At 70.8% G+C, this 16667-nt stretch carries 15 protein-coding genes; 2 read left to right on the top strand and 13 right to left on the bottom strand.

Annotated features, from left to right (window positions below; all coding sequences use genetic code 11):
• Positions 1-11: 11 nt before the first annotated feature.
• From RKD23_RS36840 to RKD23_RS36805, 8 genes are all read right to left on the bottom strand, one after another.
• Entirely contained in the window at positions 12-1247 is a 1236-nt protein-coding gene (locus tag RKD23_RS36840) for a ketosynthase chain-length factor (protein WP_424857697.1), read from the bottom strand.
• A complete protein-coding gene (locus RKD23_RS36835; protein ID WP_424857696.1) occupies positions 1244-2512 on the bottom strand; it encodes a beta-ketoacyl-[acyl-carrier-protein] synthase family protein in 1269 nt (422 codons plus the stop codon). Before RKD23_RS36835 ends, RKD23_RS36840 begins: the two co-directional genes overlap by 4 nt.
• Positions 2509-2871, bottom strand: a complete 363-nt coding sequence (locus RKD23_RS36830) for a cupin domain-containing protein (protein WP_404045960.1) — start codon at positions 2869-2871, stop codon at positions 2509-2511. Before RKD23_RS36830 ends, RKD23_RS36835 begins: the two co-directional genes overlap by 4 nt.
• 140 nt (positions 2872-3011) lie before the next feature.
• Positions 3012-4184 carry a SchA/CurD-like domain-containing protein gene (locus tag RKD23_RS36825; RefSeq protein ID WP_424857695.1) on the bottom strand — a complete coding sequence of 391 codons (1173 nt, stop codon included), beginning with the start codon at positions 4182-4184 and terminating at the stop codon, positions 3012-3014.
• A gap of 145 nt (positions 4185-4329) precedes the next feature.
• Positions 4330-4998 (bottom strand): class F sortase, encoded by a 669-nt coding sequence (locus RKD23_RS36820; protein WP_424857694.1) that lies wholly within the window; start codon positions 4996-4998, stop codon positions 4330-4332.
• Between the two features lie 111 nt (positions 4999-5109).
• Positions 5110-5598, bottom strand: coding sequence for a hypothetical protein (locus RKD23_RS36815; RefSeq protein ID WP_424857693.1), 489 nt, complete (start codon positions 5596-5598; stop codon positions 5110-5112).
• A gap of 154 nt (positions 5599-5752) precedes the next feature.
• On the bottom strand, positions 5753-7417 hold the full coding sequence (locus tag RKD23_RS36810) for an FAD-dependent oxidoreductase (RefSeq protein ID WP_424857692.1): 1665 nt from the start codon (positions 7415-7417) through the stop codon (positions 5753-5755).
• A 188-nt stretch (positions 7418-7605) separates the two neighbouring features.
• Entirely contained in the window at positions 7606-8301 is a 696-nt protein-coding gene (locus RKD23_RS36805; RefSeq protein ID WP_424857691.1) for a TetR/AcrR family transcriptional regulator, read from the bottom strand.
• Between the two features lie 198 nt (positions 8302-8499).
• Here RKD23_RS36805 and RKD23_RS36800 point away from each other — a divergent pair, with 198 nt between their 5' ends.
• The gene (locus RKD23_RS36800) at positions 8500-9363 is read left to right on the top strand and encodes an NmrA family NAD(P)-binding protein (protein WP_424857690.1); all 864 of its coding nucleotides are present in this window, start codon (positions 8500-8502) and stop codon (positions 9361-9363) included.
• Between the two features lie 391 nt (positions 9364-9754).
• Positions 9755-10399, top strand: coding sequence for a hypothetical protein (locus RKD23_RS36795; RefSeq protein WP_424858421.1), 645 nt, complete (start codon positions 9755-9757; stop codon positions 10397-10399).
• Between the two features lie 47 nt (positions 10400-10446).
• Here the strand turns inward: RKD23_RS36795 and RKD23_RS36790 are convergent, their stop codons facing one another.
• The 5 genes from RKD23_RS36790 to glgX form a co-directional block, all read right to left on the bottom strand.
• On the bottom strand, positions 10447-11487 hold the full coding sequence (locus tag RKD23_RS36790) for a hypothetical protein (RefSeq protein WP_424857689.1): 1041 nt from the start codon (positions 11485-11487) through the stop codon (positions 10447-10449).
• Between the two features lie 93 nt (positions 11488-11580).
• Entirely contained in the window at positions 11581-12327 is a 747-nt protein-coding gene (locus RKD23_RS36785; protein ID WP_424857688.1) for a sigma factor-like helix-turn-helix DNA-binding protein, read from the bottom strand.
• Between the two features lie 77 nt (positions 12328-12404).
• Entirely contained in the window at positions 12405-13208 is an 804-nt protein-coding gene (locus RKD23_RS36780) for an aminoglycoside phosphotransferase (protein ID WP_424857687.1), read from the bottom strand.
• A gap of 127 nt (positions 13209-13335) precedes the next feature.
• On the bottom strand, positions 13336-13608 hold the full coding sequence (locus RKD23_RS36775) for a hypothetical protein (protein WP_424857686.1): 273 nt from the start codon (positions 13606-13608) through the stop codon (positions 13336-13338).
• 835 nt (positions 13609-14443) lie between these two features.
• The gene (gene glgX / locus RKD23_RS36770) at positions 14444-16585 is read right to left on the bottom strand and encodes a glycogen debranching protein GlgX (protein ID WP_424857685.1); all 2142 of its coding nucleotides are present in this window, start codon (positions 16583-16585) and stop codon (positions 14444-14446) included.
• Between the last annotated feature and the right edge of the window lie 82 nt (positions 16586-16667).

Below are 16667 nucleotides of genomic sequence, written 5' to 3'. Positions count from 1 at the left end.
CCTTTGCTGTGTCAGCGGCGCCGCAGCAGCAGCGCCGAGTTCGACCCCATGAGTCCGCGGCTGAGGACCAGCGCGGTGCCCAGCTCGGCGGGGCGCGCCCGGCCGGTCACGAGGTCGAGGTCGTGGCAGATGTCGAAGACATGGGGTGTGGGCGGGATCAGGCCCTCCTCCATGGCGAGGACCGCGGCCGCGGTGTCCAGCACGGGCGCGGCACCGTAGCCGCGGCCGATGCCGGTCTTGGGTGCGGTGACGGGCACGCGGGTGCCGTGCGCGCCGAGGGCGTCGGCGATCGCCAGTGCCTCGGCCCGGTCCGCCTCGGGCACGCCCAGGGCGTCCGCGAAGACCACGTCGACCTCCTCGGGCGCGCAGTCCGCCTCCTCCAGTGCCACCCGGATGGCCTGGGCCAGCCCCTCGCGCGAGGCCTCCCAGTGGGAGGCGCCGGTGAAGGTGGCCGCGTGTCCGGCGACGACGGCCCGGACCGGGACACCTCGCTCGCGCGCGGTGCTCTCGTCCTCGACGACCAGCATGGCGCCGCCCTCCGCGGGCACGAACCCGCAGGCGGCAGAGGTGAAGGGACGGTAGGCCCGCTGGGGGTCCTCGACGGTGCTCAGCTCCTGGTAACCGAGCTGGCAGACCATCGAGTACGGGGCGAGCGGCGCCTCGGTCGAACCGGCCACCACCACGTCCGTGCCGCGCCGCACCTCCCGCGCCGCGTGGGCGAGGGCGTCCAGGCCACCGGCCTCGTCGGAGGCCACCACCCCGCACGGCCCCTTGAAGCCGCGGCGGATGGAGATCTGGCCGGTGCTGGCGGCGTAGAACCAGGCGATGGACTGGTACGGCCCGACGAAGCGGCTGCCCTTGCTCCACAGCTGCTGGAGCTCTCGCTGGCCGAACTCGCCGCCGCCGGACGCGGCCGCGGTGACCACGCCCACCGAGTACGGCGCGGCCTCGCTGTCGCTGCGGCCGAGACGGGCGTCCTCGAGGGCGAGGTCCGCCGCGGCCATCGCGAAGTGCGTGAACCGGTCGGTCTGGACGAGGAACCGCTCCTCGATCGCCGCCGCCGCGTCGAAATCCGGGACCTGTCCGGCCACCCGCAGCGGCAGGTGCTCGCATCCCTCGCGGGTGACCGGGCCCAAGGCGCTGATGCCTTCCTTGGTGGCCTTCCAGAACGTCTCGGTGTCCGTTCCGTTGGGCGCGACCGCACCGATGCCGGTGACGACCGCGCGCCGGGGTTGCGGTGCGCTCATGGTGCTCCCTCCCTCCCCCGGGTCAGAACCACCGCGGACTGGAACCCGCCGAACCCGCTGCCCACGGAGAGCACGCTGCTCAGCTTCCGCTCGCGGGCTTCCCGCGGGACGTAGTCCAGGTCGCACTCGGGGTCCGGGGTCTCGTAGTTCGCGGTGGGCGGTACGACTTGGTGGGCCAGGGCCAGCACACAGGCCACCAGCTCGATCGACCCGATCGCGCCGAGGGAGTGGCCCACCATGGATTTGATGGAACTCATCGGCGTGGCGTAGGCGTGCTCGCCCAACGCCCGTTTCACGGCGGCGGTTTCGTGCCGGTCGTTCTGCTGGGTGCCCGAGCCGTGGGCGTTGACGTAGCCGATCGCGGTGGGGTCGAGCCGGGCGTGGTCCAGGGCGTACTCGATCGCCCGGGCCATCTCCAGGCCCTCCCGGGTCAGCCCCGTCATGTGGTAGGCGTTGCCGAACGTGGCGTACCCGGTGAGCTCGCAGTACACATGCGCCCCGCGGGCCCGTGCGTGTTCGAGTTCCTCCAGGACGAGCACCGCGCCGCCCTCGCCCATGACGAACCCGTCGCGGTCGGCGTCGAAGGGACGCGAGGCGTGAGCGGGGTCGTCGTTGTTCGGGGACGTGGCCTTGATCGCGTCGAAGCAGGCCATGGTGATCGGTGAGATCGGCGAGTCCGACGCTCCCGCTATGCAGACATCGGCCCGGCCCTCCTCGATCGTGTGGAAGGCGTATCCGACGGCGTCGAGCCCGGAGGTGCAGCCGGTGGAGACGGTCTGCACCGGCCCGCGTGCCTCGAAACGTTCGGCCACCGTGGCGGCGAGCGTGCTCGGGGTGAACGCCCGGTGCAGATGCGGCTCCGACTTCGCGGGGTCCACGTCCCAGCGCTCACCGCGGTGGCTGACCAGGACGTAGTCGTGCTCCAGCCGGGTGGTGCCGCCGACGGCGGTGCCCAGGCTGACCCCGATCCGCCAGGGGTTCTCCCGTGCGAGGTCGAGGCCGGAGTCACGGACCGCTTCCTCGCCGGCCACCAGCGCGAACTGGATGTACCGGTCGCAGCGTGCGATCTGTTCCGGTTCGAGCCCGTGGGCCTCCGGGTCGAAGTCGCACTCGGCGGCGATCCGCGACCGCAGGCCGGCCGGGTCGAAGAAGGTGATGCCCCGCGTCGCCGTACGCCCGTCCGCGAGGAGCTGCCAGAACGCCGGTGCACCGATGCCGCCCGGGGCGACGACGCCTATGCCGGTGACCGCGACGCGCCTGGTCATGGATGCACTTCTCGTCGGCCGGCAGCCAGGTCCGCGGCGACCACGACGGCGTCGTTGTCCTCGGTGTCGACGTGGCCGAGCGGCGGCTCGGGAGCCAGCGGGCCCAGATGGAAGACGATGCGGGCCTCGACGTTGCCGACGTTGCGGAAACGGTGCCGCACATAGGCGGGGATCATCAGCGCCTGCTCGGGCCGCAGCGGGTGGGGTTCGCCGTCCAGGTCCACCTCCAGCTGCCCGCACACGACGTAGATGAACTCCTCGGAGTACGGGTGGTAGTGCTCTCCGATGCGGTCGCCGGGCGCCACGGTGGCCACACCCATGAAGCCGCTGGTGGAGCCGACGGTGGCCGGGGTGAGCATGGCGCGCAGATCACCGCCGCGCCGGGTGTTGGGCTCGATGTCGCTGATGTCCACGAGCCTGACAGTGGGTTTGATCACGACGTTCCTCCGATCATGTGCGGGCGACTCGGGCCGGTCGCCGCGGCCCTGGCATCGGTGCATCAGGCCGCGGGCGCGCGGCGGTCGGTGATGAGGTCCATGCGGGTGAGGGTGAGCAGGCGGGCGAAGTCGCCTTCCTGGAGTGCGGAGCGCTTCTTGAGGGAGGAGGCGTCCGCGCCGAGCGCGTCGGTGTCGAGAAGTTCGAGCAGTTCGGCCGTCCGGGTGTGGTCCCCGAGACCGAGCATCCGGGCGGGGTCGGCGCCGAGTCCGGCGCGCAGGTCGATCAGCCGGACCACGACGTCGTCGCGCTGGAAGATCGTGCTGCGCAGCACGGGGTTGTCCGGGCCGTCCGCCGCCGCGTCCTGCTGGGCGAGCAGCTCGGCGAGCCGCATTCCGCGGCCCTCCAGGGCCGGGTAGTACAGCGCCACCCGTTCGGTGTCCGCGCCCTCCTGGCCGGCCGTCACATGATGTACGGCGGGCAGGGCCGCCCGGGTGAAGAAGACCCGCGCGGACTCCTGGTCGTCGAGGTCCCGGTCCTGCTCCAGATACGGGTTGATGGCCTCCTCGACGGCCCGTACCTCGGGCTGCCGGGCCACATGGCGCAGCGCGGCGAGCAGGTCGCCCCGTACCTCGATGGCCCGCACGACCCGGTTGCCGTGCATGAACAGGGAGGTGCGGCACAGCCGGGTGGTGTCGTCGACCCGCGGCTCGGGCGAGGCGTAGTCGGCGAGGATCTTCGCGACGGTCTCCTCGCTGCCCGGCTTGACGGTGAAGGTGAGCGCGTGGCGGATCACGCCGTCACCGATCCGGGGAGCCGTCTGGAGCCGGCGGGCGCCGGAGGCCGCCTCCGCCGCCGGTCCGCCGGTCTCGCGGACGACGTGGAAGCGAAGCGACCTGGTGTCACGGACGCAGCTGTGCAGAGGCTGCACCATCCGTACGTGCTCCTCGCTGTTGACCCAGGTGAGGAACGGCGGGGCACTCTCCCATTCGCTGGTGATGAGCCATTGGGAGGGGTTCTCGATGGACTGGCACAGCTGGTCGCTGACATGTCCGGGAACGGAGGCGACCTGGTTGCACAGCTGCTCGTACGCCTCCAGGAACTGCTGCTGAGCTCCTTCGTGGACGTCGACCAGCAGCACGACACGGAGTCGCGAGCCGTCGAACACGGACTGGGAGATCCGCTGCGACATCTGTCGCATCCGTGATGCGACAGCACGTTCGGACGTAGTGGTCATCCGGGTACATCTCCTTCGCGGGGGCACAGGCGAACGCCGCCGCGGAAATGCGACGACAGCGTTTCTCGATCCTGTGCCCGGCCCCAGGAGAGCGCGACTTGGGGGCACTGGGCGGGTGAGGCGCAGGTACCTGACGGCGGAACAGTCACCTCAGGTGGGCGAAGACCACCAGGTTGTCGGTGTAGTCCCTGACGCTGCGGTCGTAATCACCCGCACAGGTGATGAGCCGCACCTCCGCCTGGGCGCTGTCGCCGTAGACCCGCTCGTCGGGGAAGTCGTCCTTGTCGAAGGTCTCCACGTCGTCGACCTCGAAGGTCGCCCTGCGCCCGTCGGCCCGGTCCACGTGGAAGATGTCGCCCTTCTCGAGCTCTCCGAGGCGCACGAACACGGCCGCGGAGGTCGTGGTGTCGACATGCCCGGCGATGATCGCGGTGCCCGTTTCCCCGGGTGAGGCACCCTCGGCGTGCCAGCCGACCAGGTTGGTGTCACCGGCGGGCGGCGGCTCCAGCTGCCCCGAGGGGCCGATGGACAGGTCGGTGAAGGGTGCGTCGACCGAGATCTTCGGGATGAGCAGGCGCAGCGGCCTGGACCGGGGCAGATGCTTCGAGGCGGGCTGCCCCGCGGGGGGAGCCGACACGGCCGACCGGGTGGAGGGCGGCGGGCCGGCGTTGTCGGACGGCTCGTCGTTGCCGCCCATCAGGCTCATGGCCAGCACCGTGCAGGCCACGGCCGACATCACCCAGGCCTGGGTACGCCCTCCCGGCTCGGCCGGAGGCGTGTCGCCGTCGGTGGGGGGAGAGGGAGGAACTGCCATCGGGATACCACCTCACCTGGGCAGGCAGCGGAGCAGAGGACCAGCGGGGGCGCCGGGCCGCCACGCGCGCGGCACACGCGCGGCGGCCGCGACCTATCGCATCCGGCATGGTCAGGCCACGCTTCCGGCCGGCTTCCTCCGCCGCGCCGCGTACAGACCGGCGCCGGCGAGGGCGACCACGGCCAGGCCGCCCGCGGTCACTGTCGGGTCGGCCAGCGCGCCGCCTCCGGTGTGCATGCCGCCGCGGGGCTTCTCGTGGTCACCGCTCCAGGAGTTCTCGTCCTGCTTGCCGCTCCAGCCCTCCTCCTGGTTGGCGCTCCCGCTCTCCTCCTGCTTGCCGCTCCAGGAGCTGTCCTTCTCTCGGCCGTCCTGGGCGGGCTTCACCGCGGCCAGCGCGCCGCCACCGGTGTGCATGCCGCCGTGCGGCGAGTCCTGCCAGTCCTTGCCGTGCTCCTTGCCCTGCTCCTCGCCGTACTCCTTGCCCTGCTCCTTGCTGTACGAGGTGTCGTCGTGGTCACTCCCGGCCGCGTAGGCGGGCGCGCCGAGTGCGAGGACGGCCGAGGCCGCCGCGGTGACCAGCAGGGTGCGTGCAGAACGCATCTGACTTCCTTTCCGCCAGAGGCGGGGGCGGCTGACACTGCATCAGCTGAGGTGGACCCCGCCTCGACGTGATCCACCGTCAGCCCGTATCGCCGTCCCCGCCAGTCGAGGCGATCACCTGGGTGACGCCCCGTCGGCTACCCGGGTACGGGCGTCAGGTCCTGGCCAAGACCTTGGTCAGGGCGTCGCGCAGCGCGGAGGCCGCATCCGGGGCCGGCTCCGCGCAGCGCCAGGCGACGAACCCGTCAGGGCGGACGAGCACCGCGCCACCTGGCCCGATGCCGTGGCAGGCCGCCCAGTCGGCGTCGCCCTCGGGCGTCAGGTCGGCGTCGTCCCCGGTGCCGACCCGGTAGGAGATCAGCGGCAGGGACATCTCGTCGGCGAGGCGGACGGCGCTCGTGTGCCAGCCGCTTCCGTCGCCGGCGTCGCTGAGCAGGACGAGCGAGGTCTCGTAGAGGTCGAGCGTGGAGACCCGTTCCCCGCGGCGCCGCAGCCACAAGTGCGGGGCACGGCTGCCGGGTTGGCCGGTCAGGTCGAGGCTCTCCGGGACGACGGGGGTCGCGGGATCGGCGTCCACGACGGCGCCCTGCGGGTAGCGGTAGCCGAGGGCCACGTTGAGGATGCCGCGCTGCGGTCCACCGCCACCGCCACCTGCGCCGGGCGGTGGGGCGAAGCCGGGGTGGCTGTGCTCGACCGAACGGGCGGCGGCCCGGGCGCTGGTCGCCTCCGCGACCGGGCGGCGCTCGGCGTCGTAGCTGTCCAGCAGCTCCTCACCGGCCCAGCCGCCCAGCACCGCCGCCAGCTTCCACGCGAGGTTGTGGGCGTCCTGGATACCGGTGTTGGAGCCGAAGGCGCCGGTCGGTGACATCTCGTGGGCCGAGTCGCCTGCCAGCAGGACGCGGCCCGACCGGTAGCTCTCGGCGACACGCTGAGCGGCGTGCCAGGACGCCCGGCCGGTGATCTGGACGTCCAGGTCCGGGTCCCCGACGGCGCGGCGGATGTGCGCGATGCACCGCTCGTCGGTGAACTCCTCCAGCGTTTCGCCCAGTTCGGGATGCCAGGGGGCGTGGAAGACCCAGTTCTCGTGGTTGTCCACCGGCAGCAGCGCGCCGTCGGCGTCCTCGCCGGTGAGGTAGCAGACGATGAAGCGGCGATCCCCTACGACGTCGGCGAGCCGGCGCGAGCGGAAGGTGATGCTGATGTTGTGGAACAGGTCGCCGGGGCCGCTCTGCCCGATGCCGAGCTGTTCGCGCACGGGGCTGCGGGGGCCGTCGGCCGCGACCAGGTAGTCGGCGCGGATGGTGGTGTGCTCGCCGGTCTCCCGGCTCTTGACCAACGCCGTGACACCGTCGGGGTCGCTGTCGAAGGACAGCAGTTCGGTGTTGTAGCGCAGGTCGCCGCCCAGCCGATTGGCGTGGTCGAGGAGGACCGGTTCCAGGTCGTTCTGGCTGCACAGGCACCAGGAGCTGGGGCTGAAGCGGGCCAGTCCGCCGCCGGGGTCGATCTCCCTGAACAGCCACTCCCCCGCGTCACCGACGAGGGTGGGGGTCTGCAGGATGCCGTGGTTGTCGGCGAGGGTGGCGGCGGCGTCGCGGATCGCCTGCTCGACGCCGGCCACCCGGAACAGCTCCATCGTACGGACGTTGTTGCCGCGGCCACGCGGGTGGATGGACGTCGCGGCGTGGCGCTCCACCAAGATGTGGCGTACTCCCAGGCGGCCCAGGAACAGTGAGGTCGACAGGCCGACCAAAGAGCCGCCCACGATGAGTACCGGGACCTGATGGGTCGTATGGTCGGTTGGATGGGCTCGTCGGGTCATCGCTCGCCTCCAGCGCGTCGAGTTGCGGATTCCGGCCGTTTACGGCCGAACCTCATCCATGCCCCGCACCGTCCGCTCGGGCGGCGGCTTCACCCGCTTAACCCGTCTGATTCGCCGTGTCGGCGGCACGGCCTCGCGGCTTGCCGCCGTTCTTGCCATGAACTCCTGCGCCCCGGCCCGCTGTACTCTCAGCCTTCGCCCCGTCGCAGCCACTCGTCGAGGAGGGCGGCTTCGGCCTTGCTGAGGGCGGGCAGTTCGGGCAGGAGGGTGCGGAAGGCCGCGACGACGGCGGCCGGGTCCCGGGTGGGGACAGCGGGCTCGTCCACGAGGATGGCGCGAGCGACCGCGTCGAAGGCGGCGTCGGCCAGGTGCGGGTCGCTCTGCTCCGGTGGCAGGGTCAGCAGGGTGTGGACGGTTCCGACCCCCGCGGAGCGGATGAGGTTGACGGCACGTTCCTCGCTCACCCGCAGCCGCCCGGCGGCGGCGATCCTGTGCACCCGCTCGGCGAGGATGCTCACGCCCTTGACCTGTGCCGGGGTGTCCCGTGCGCGGGCCGGGTCGAGCAACAGGCCATAGACGTACGGGTTGGCCAGACCGAAGCTGATCTGCGTGTTCCATCCGGCGCGAAGGTCCTCCACCGGGTCGGCCGAGGGGGCGGTGGTCTGCTTGCTCGCGACATGCTCGGCGAAGACGTACTCCGCGGCGGCGTCCAGCAGGTCGTCCTTGTCCTGGAAGAGGCGGTAGAGGGCAGGGGGCTGCAGCCCGGCCTCGTGGGCCACGCGGCGTGTCGTCACCGCGGCCGGCCCTTGGTCGCGCAGCAGGTCGGCCGCGACCTTCACGATGCGGTCCCGGGTGCTGTCTCGCCGCTGCGTGTTCCGTGCCATGGAGACGATGGTATCGCCCTGGCGTGACAGCTGATGTTATCGCTGTTTCCGTTGCTCCTTCGGCTGCGTGGCCTGCCGGAATGTGCTGGCCAGTCGCGTCCGTCTCTTGATCGCATGCATCGAAGCGCACCCGTTGGAAGTATCAGTGATAACGTGATTGCCGTTCCACTGGAAACACACCGCCGATGGGGAGTCACCATGCTGATCGTCACGGGAGCCACCGGCCGCCTGGGTGGGCTGATCGTCAACCGCCTGCTGGAGCGGATACCCGCCGAGAGGATCGGCGTCAGCGTGCGCGACGTGAGCAACGCCGCCGACCTCGCCGAGCGGGGTGTCCGCGTCCGGGCGGGAGACTTCACCGAGCCCGGCAGCCTGAAGCACGCCTTCGAGGGTGCCGAGCGCGTTCTGGTGGTCTCCGCCGCCATTCGGGGCGGCGGCGCGTCGGCCGCCAACAGCGCTGCCATCGACGCAGCGCGGGAAGCGGGTGCCCGACGCATCGTGTACACCAGCCACCAGGCCGCCTCTCCGACGTCGCTCTTCCCGCCGCAGCGGGTCCACGCGGCCACCGAGGAGCACCTCGAGCAGCAGGGCGTCCCCTACACCGCTCTGCGCAACGGTTTCTACGCCTCCGCCTTGAGCCACTACCTCGGCCCGGCGCTGGAGTCGGGCACGCTCGCCGTGCCGCAGGACGGCCTGGTGTCCTGGACGGCCCACGAGGACCTGGCGGAAGCGGCGGCCGTCGCTCTGACCGAGGACGGGGCACTCGAGGGAATCACGCCGCCGCTGACAGCCCCCCGCACGCTGGACTTCGCCGACGTCGCGGACATCATCAGCCGCATCACCGGCCGGACCGTCACCCGAGTCGTCATGGACGACGACGAGTGGACGGCCGCAGCAGTCGCCGCCGGCATGCCGCGCCCGGCCGCGGAGTTCACGTTGACGATGTTCGCCGCCTCGCGCCGCGGCGAGTTCAACGTCACCGACCCGGCACTGGAAGCCATCATCGGGCGCCCCGCGAAGACCGTCCACGAGGTGCTGGAAGCCGTCGTACGCTCCCGGTGAGCCGGCCGGCTGAAGGAGCCGCCGAGCGAGATGCTGCAGAAGGCACCCTGCTTGCTGTCGCGGGCGGTGCCCTCCTTGCCTGATCTCGGCCCGTCGGCACCGCCAGTCGGCCACGCTCGTGACCCGGGTGCCGTCCAGCTTGGTGAAGGGGTCGGGCAGAAGCGACCTGGAGGGCGCCGTGCCCGTGCCGGGTACGGGGCAATCGGCCCCGTCGTCCTCGACCCTTGGGGCGAGCTGCACGGAGGCCGCCACCAGGTCGGCCTGGCGCGCCTGATACAGGGTGGTACCGGCCACGGCGGTGAGAGCGGTGGCGACGGCAAGGAGGACCATGGCACCGAATATCGGGAGCCGTTCTGGACGGGCTTGCGGAACACTGTCTCGGGTGATCGTCATGCAGCCGGTTCTGGAGGTCTACGCTTCCGACGACTTCGCCCTCTGGCCCGTGGCCAGGAGTGAGGCGTTCGGGTACTTGGCCCTCCATGGCGAGATGACCACTCCGGAGATCGGGACGGCAGTGAGGCGTATCGCCGAGTGCAACGACATCGACCCCGATCCCCGCGCCGACGACGACCGCCCGGCCCGGCCCCCGGACCCGGTCGGATCGTTCCTGCACGGACTGCTGACGTTCGAACGCCCCTTCGCCGCCGGAGGCCTGCGCGTCATGGACTCCACGACCGGAGTCGTCTTCCTGCCCGGCTGCTGCAACGGCCTGGAGGACTGGCGCGACTGGCACACCCTCCTGCACGGCAGCGGACCGGTCTCCTTCGGCCATGACCCTGACCCGACTGCCGAGTTGTCCGGGAACACCGTCCGGCTGACTGTCGACACGGCGCGGGACGACAGCCCAGTCATCGAGATCACCGCCGCCGAGCTGCGCCCGCTGCTGGACCGCGTCGAGCGCGATCTGGCCGGCTTCCTGAGGCCGGCCGCCGACTGGGCGGTCAGGAATGTCGCCGACCGCTCCGCCTCCGTCACCGCGGCGCTCGCCCGCGCGGTGGGTATGCCCGTCCCGGGCACGACCCGGTTCGACTTGTGACCGGAGGGGGAGCGCCGTAAGTGCCCCTGTGCTGACGCCGGTCGGGGTCAGCCGGTGGGCAGGCCCAGTCCGTAGTAGGTGATGTCGTAACCGTCGACGTACGACGCCTCGCCGCCGACGATCAGGTCGGTCGGGTCGTTCACCCCCGTCGCCCTGGCCGTGGCGACGAGCAGCTCTGCGAGTTGGCTGCCCTTGGGGTCGCCGGGGCCGCCGGCGTCCACGCGCCACACCGGGTCGTCGTCGCTCCAGATCGACGCCGTCTGCGGGTGCTGGGCGACCGTGCCCCAGCCGAGGGCGGCGGGGTCGAGGTCGTCCGGGGCGAAGCAGCCGATCGACAGCCGGTCGCTGCAGGTCACGTCGAAGAGGAGCGGAGCGCCACGGTCGGTGCGGCCGTAGAACGGCATGCCGATCGAGATGCCGAGGGCCGTGGTCTCGGCGGGCAGTGCGCCCAGGAAGTCCGCCAGCGACCGGGTGACGGTCTCCCAGCTGCGGGCGGTCCAGCGGCCGGGGAAGCCGAGGCCGGCATTGGCCGGGTCGCGATTGCTGCCGAAGAAGCCGCTGATCGAGTTCTCTTCACCGATGCCCTGCCGCCAGAACCAGTTCTCCGCCGGGTCCGTGGGCTGCAGGACCAGCTCCGGCCCCGCCTTTCCCGCGCGGAGTTCCAGGGTGTCCGGCCTGCCGCGCCAGCGCAGGAACGGTGCTCCCCACAGCGGGCCGCTGTCGTAGAAGGGGCCCAGGTCGCCGTGCGAACCCATGACGGACGGTTTGCCCAGCGCGGCGGTGAGTTCGCGTCGGGCCTCCGCGAAGGCGGCTGCTTGCGCCGCGGCGTCCGGTGCGGCCGTCCCTACGGGCACCGCGAGTTCCACGTACGATTCGCCGCTCACGTAGCGCTCCTCGAACCGGCCGACCGGGCGCAGGCGGGCGTTGCCCGTGGAGCGGCCGGTGACCAGTTCGGGGTGGGCGGGTGTGTCCGCCCAGGCCCAGCCGAGCTGTTCCGCCAGGGACTTCACGCCGTCCGGCGTCCAGCCTCCGCTGTCCGCGGCGACAAGTCGTCGGGCGAGATCCGCGACAGGTTCGACAGGTTCCATTTCGTTGCTTCCCCGTTGTTCGCTCACGCGATCATGGTGCCGCACGGCGTCCGGGCCGCTTCGGGCGGGGTACGTGGCCTGCGGCGGACCACGTCATCGCTCGGAGCGGGCGCGTGGAAGGCCGGGTTCCTCATGCGCCGGCGTGGTGGCCATGGTGGCGGTGACGGCCCCGATGAGGACGGCCGTCACCGCGAACACCACGCGGGTGAGGGTGCGTACGCGAAACTCGCTGGCGGCGCGGACCGACCGGGGGTGGGCGAGCGTGGCGACGGACACGTCTTTGACGCGCGTTCTGAGCGCATGACGAGCGGTGTCGGTGTCGGTGTCGGTGTCGGTGTCGGTGTCGGTGTCGGCGGAAGCCTCGGGCAGGTACCGGACGATGCCCGCACGGGCGTTGCGCAGTCTGCTGTCCGTGGCAGCGACAGTGGCCTCCGTCTCGGCGGCGACCTCCTCCACGCTCAGTTCCAGACCGTCGCGCAGCAACGCCGCTCGGCGCTGCCAGGGCGGAAGTTCCAGGAACGCCCGCAGTACGGGGTCGGCGGGCTGTGGTGCGGGGCGCAGGCGCCGTAGTCGGTGCCAGGGTGAGAGCGCGTAGTCGTGGGTCTGTGCCCGTACCCATCCTTCGGGGTCGGGATCGCGTACGACGTCGGGCCAGCGTTCCCAGGCCCGGTGGAAGGCCTGCTCGGCGGACTCGAAGGCGAGGCGGCGGCATCCGGTCAGTACGTAGGCCTGCTGGACGAGGGCGGGTGCCGCGGAGGTGTACAGCGCGTCGAAGGCCGTCTGTGCCGAGGTTTCGGCCGGTCGGCCGAAGGCGTGGCGGTGCAGGATGCGGTGCTCCAAGGGTGAGTTCGGGCGGTGGGTGCCACCGCAGAGCGGCGCCTCTTGCTTCGAGCCGTCGCGGCCCCGGCTCTCCCGGGTCAGAGGTCGGCGAGGAAGGCGGCGAACAGGGCGGCGCTGCGGGCCATGCGGTACTTCCAGACGGCCGGGTCGTTGTCGGCGGTCTCGCCCCACAGCCGGGCGTTGGCCGCTGCGAAAGCCGCCTTCGAGCCGGCCTCGGCGTGCTTCCACGAGGGGAAGGTGTCGGCGATCGCGTCGGCCTCGCGAGGGGTGTGGCCCGCGGACAGCAGGCGCAGGCTCAGGATCGCGGGATCGATCCAGGCCGCGCCGCGCGTGGGCCAGGCCCAGTCCACCAGGTGGGCCCGGTCGCCGACGAGGACGTTGTCCGGCGCGAGGTCCGTGTGCAGCAGCGTGTCGCCGGCGAAGAGGTGGGCCGTGCCGGGCCGTGTGTACGGGCCCCAGCGCTGCTGGGCCGGCAGGGCGCGGGCGGTGTCGGCCACGGTGAGGCACTGGATCTCGTCCACGGCGGCCCGCACCAGGTGAAGGTCGGGGGAGCCGGGACGGTAGTCGGCATGACGGCCGGCGAGATACTGATAGCCCAGTAACACCCAACCTCGTTCCTGGACCTGCCAGATGAGGCGCGGGCACGCCTTTGGCAGGTACTGATTGATGTCCGCCTCGCGCCGGAGACTTCCGGCTTGGGCGTGGCCTTCGTGGAGGCCCTTGACGAAGACCATGCCGTGTTCGGTGTCCAGGCGGGCAGCGACGTTGCAGTTGCTGCCTCCCCTGACCGTACGGGCGGAGTGGATCAGACCCGTACGGTCGCGCACCGCCTGCTGCACGGGCAGGGGGAGCGAGAGAAAGGGACGGCGGGCGAGAGGCATGTCGAACTTCTCCGTGTTCCTGATCTTGTACTGACCTGCGGCACGCAGATCGGGCCCTCCACGGGTGCGGTGCAGGTCGTCGAGGAACCCGCACCGCACTGCGCGGTCAGCGCCCGCGCGAAGTTCTTCACGCCTTGGAACGCTGCGGTGCATGCGCCCCTTTGCGGGTGCGGTGCTTGGAGGAGACCTGCCCGACGAGTTCCCAGAAGCACACCAGCGCGGTGACAGGCGGGATGCCGAGGGTCACGTAGGCCAGCACCGAGCGCGTCGAGTGACTGACGCACAGGGCCACCGCCATGGCGGACGTGACGAGCAGGACGCCCCAGGAGCGAGGTGCGGGCTGATGTTGGACGGTCGCCCGCAGAATCGACAGGGCTGCGACGAACCACGGCCCGTACACGGTCAGCGGCCACCATTGCGCCAGTTCCGCCGGGAGGACGAACTCGGCGATCGTGCTGAGCTGGCCGTAGGTGTAGGTGATGGACCAGCCCAGCAGGCACCGCCGCGCAGACCGCGATGGCGGCGAACAGGACCGTGACCTGGTTGATGCGCTGACCGGCCACGAGGAGCTGCCGTTTGGGCCGCATCCGCCTGCGCTCGCTGCGGGACAGCGGCTGGGTCGCACTCTCGGCGGGCGGCCTGGGAGCCGACGCGGCGGACAGCATCTCGGCCAGTTCTTCTTCGATCCCCCGCCGGTTCAGCGTGGCGTCGAGCCCGGCTTCGTCCCAGGCCTGCTGTGCGGGAATGGGGACGCTGTCGTACGGGTCCAGCGTGTCGTGGTCCAACCTCTGGGGGTATCGGGGGACATAAGAACTTTCCCTGCTGCCGTACCAGTCCATCGGGGTTCCTTAGTAATATCGTGAATTGATCTGCCCGGAGCGCGGAACCCGGACGCCGGTACCGGTGCGGGTCGTCGACGACATGCCCCTCGCATGCCGACCCGCCGATGTTCGGTTGTCATCGTCCTGATCTCGTTCGGAAAATCATCCGACGGCCCGGGGAAACCACCGCCACCCGTCAACCCTTCCTGATTGCCGAGAGTCGGGAGAATCCTTTCTCCGCGCCACCTGCCCCTTTCATGTGCGCATAACGAACGAGACCGGAGAAAGGAGTGTCCGACGATTGGGTGATCGATTCACGCGAACGTGTCACAGGGAGCGCCGCATCAAACGCTTGACCGACAAAACGCTTCGAGGAAGTGGCGGGTGAGGGCCGTCGGCCGTTCCGGGCGCGGGCTACGAGTCGTCGTGGCCCCGCAGGACGAGCAGGGAGTGGGACTCGACCTCCACGTCGGTGCCGCCCTTGATCAGTGATCGGTACTCGGTGTACGGGATGGCGGTGTCCACCTCGACCGCCCACCAGGGACCGAGCCCGTCGGGGACGGTGAAGGTGATCGGCTGGTTGTGGGCGTTGAACAGGAGGAGGAAGGAGTCGTCGCGCACGGGCAGGCCCCGCAGGTCGGGTTCCGTGATGGCGTCGCCGTTGAGGTGGACCATGAGGGAGCGGGCGAAACCGGTGTCCCAGTCGGTGTCGGTCATCTCCCGCCCGGCAGGGGTGAACCAGGCGATGTCGTGCGGCACGTCCGCCGAGGCGTGCTGGGCGCGGCCCTTGAAGAAGCGCCGTCGGCGGAAGACGGGGTGGGCGCGGCGCAGGGCGATCAGCTTGCGGGTGAAGTCGAGCAGTTCGCTTCCCTCGGTGACGCTGGACCAGTCGATCCAGGTCAGTTCGTTGTCCTGGCAGTAGGCGTTGTTGTTGCCGTGCTGGGTGCGGCCGAGTTCGTCGCCGTGCAGCAGCATCGGCACGCCCTGGGAGAGCAGGAGTGTGGTCAGGAGGTTGCGCTGCTGGCGGGCTCGGAGCGCGAGGACGCCTCGGTCGCCGGTGGGGCCCTCCGTCCCGCAGTTCCACGACCGGTTGTGGTCCTCTCCGTCCCGGTTGTCCTCCCCGTTGGCCTCGTTGTGCTTGTGGTCGTAGGAGACGAGGTCGCGCAGGGTGAAGCCGTCGTGCGCGGTGACGAAGTTGACCGAGGCGTAGGGCCGGCGGCCGTCGTTCTGGTAGAGGTCGGAGGAGCCGGTGAGCCGGGACGCGAACTCGCCCAGCGTGCCGCCCTCCCCCCGCCAGAAGTCCCGTACCGTGTCGCGGTACTTGCCGTTCCACTCGGTCCACAGCGGCGGGAAGTTGCCCACCTGGTAGCCGCCCTCGCCTATGTCCCACGGCTCGGCGATCAGTTTGACCTGGGAGATGACCGGGTCCTGCTGGACCAGGTCGAAGAACGACGACAAGCGGTCCACCTCGTGGAACTGCCGGGCCAGCGTGGCCGCCAGGTCGAAGCGGAAGCCGTCGACGTGCATCTCGGTCACCCAGTACCGAAGCGAGTCCATGATCAGCTGCAGGGTGTGCGGGTGGTTCATCCGCAGGCTGTTCCCGGTGCCCGTGGTGTCCCAGTAGAAGCGCGGATCCTCCTGGGACAGCCGGTAGTACGCCGCGTTGTCCAGCCCCCGCAGCGACAGCACCGGTCCGAGGTGGTTGCCCTCCGCGGTGTGGTTGTAGACCACGTCGAGGATGACCTCGATGCCCGCCTCGTGGAGTGCCTTGACCATCGAGCGGAACTCCTGGACCTGCTCGCCGCGTTGCCCGGACGCGCAGTAGGCGTTGTGCGGGGCGAAGAAGCCGAGGGTGTTGTAACCCCAGTAGTTCGCCAGCCCCTTCTGCGTCAGCGCGTGGTCGTGCACGAACTGGTGGACCGGCATCAGCTCCACCGCGGTGACCCCCAGCGTGACGAAGTAGTCGATCATCGCCGGGTGCGCCATGGCGGCGTACGTGCCCCGCATCGCCTCCGGTATCGCCGGGTGCGTCTGCGTCATGCCCTTCACATGGGCCTCGTAGACGACCGTCTCGTGATACGGCGTCCGCAGGGGGCGGTCGTTGCCCCAGTCGAAGTAGGGATTGACCACCACGGACTTCGGTGTGTAGGGCGCCGAGTCCAGGTCGTTGCGCCGGCCCGGGTCGTCGAAGTGGTACGGGAACAGGGCCTCGTCCCAGGCGATGTCGCCCTCGATCGCCTTGGCGTACGGATCGAGCAGCAGCTTGGCCGGGTTGCAGCGCTCGCCGCGCTCGGGGCGGTACGGGTCGTGCACCCGGAACCCGTAGCGCCGGCCAGGGCCGACGTCCGGGAGGTAGATGTGGTGGACGAAGCCGTCCACCTCCTTCAGCGGGACGCGTTCCTCCGTGCCGTCCTCGTCGAAGAGGCACAGCTCCACCCGCTCCGCCACCTCGGAGAACACCGCGAAGTTCGTCCCGGCACCGTCGAAGGTGGCGCCCAGCGGTGACGTCCGGCCGGGCCGCGCCCCTACTTCCGTGCTCTCCTGCCAGATGTGCACGACTCCCACCTCTTTCCGGCGCGGACGGTCCGACCGGTCCGCACCTGTCCGCTCCGTCCGCTCCCTTTTGCCCTGGTCGGCC

It is taken from the genome of Streptomyces sp. SAI-170, from assembly GCF_049739565.1.
In the GTDB taxonomy this organism is placed as follows: domain Bacteria; phylum Actinomycetota; class Actinomycetes; order Streptomycetales; family Streptomycetaceae; genus Streptomyces.
This window is presented reverse-complemented; position numbering and strand designations above follow the sequence as displayed.

Bases quoted from the DNA above. Each gene is read 5' to 3' on its own strand.
- RKD23_RS36840 (WP_424857697.1), bottom strand. From the start codon at position 1,247: ATGAGCGCACCGCAACCCCGGCGCGCGGTCGTCACCGGCATCGGTGCG.
- RKD23_RS36835 (WP_424857696.1), bottom strand. From the start codon at position 2,512: ATGACCAGGCGCGTCGCGGTCACCGGCATAGGCGTCGTCGCCCCGGGC.
- RKD23_RS36830 (WP_404045960.1), bottom strand. From the start codon at position 2,871: ATGCTCACCCCGGCCACCGTCGGCTCCACCAGCGGCTTCATGGGTGTG.
- RKD23_RS36825 (WP_424857695.1), bottom strand. From the start codon at position 4,184: ATGACCACTACGTCCGAACGTGCTGTCGCATCACGGATGCGACAGATG.
- RKD23_RS36820 (WP_424857694.1), bottom strand. From the start codon at position 4,998: ATGGCAGTTCCTCCCTCTCCCCCCACCGACGGCGACACGCCTCCGGCC.
- RKD23_RS36815 (WP_424857693.1), bottom strand. From the start codon at position 5,598: ATGCGTTCTGCACGCACCCTGCTGGTCACCGCGGCGGCCTCGGCCGTC.
- RKD23_RS36810 (WP_424857692.1), bottom strand. From the start codon at position 7,417: ATGACCCGACGAGCCCATCCAACCGACCATACGACCCATCAGGTCCCG.
- RKD23_RS36805 (WP_424857691.1), bottom strand. From the start codon at position 8,301: ATGGCACGGAACACGCAGCGGCGAGACAGCACCCGGGACCGCATCGTG.
- RKD23_RS36800 (WP_424857690.1), top strand. From the start codon at position 8,500: ATGCTGATCGTCACGGGAGCCACCGGCCGCCTGGGTGGGCTGATCGTC.
- RKD23_RS36795 (WP_424858421.1), top strand. From the start codon at position 9,755: ATGCAGCCGGTTCTGGAGGTCTACGCTTCCGACGACTTCGCCCTCTGG.
- RKD23_RS36790 (WP_424857689.1), bottom strand. From the start codon at position 11,487: ATGGAACCTGTCGAACCTGTCGCGGATCTCGCCCGACGACTTGTCGCC.
- RKD23_RS36780 (WP_424857687.1), bottom strand. From the start codon at position 13,208: ATGCCTCTCGCCCGCCGTCCCTTTCTCTCGCTCCCCCTGCCCGTGCAG.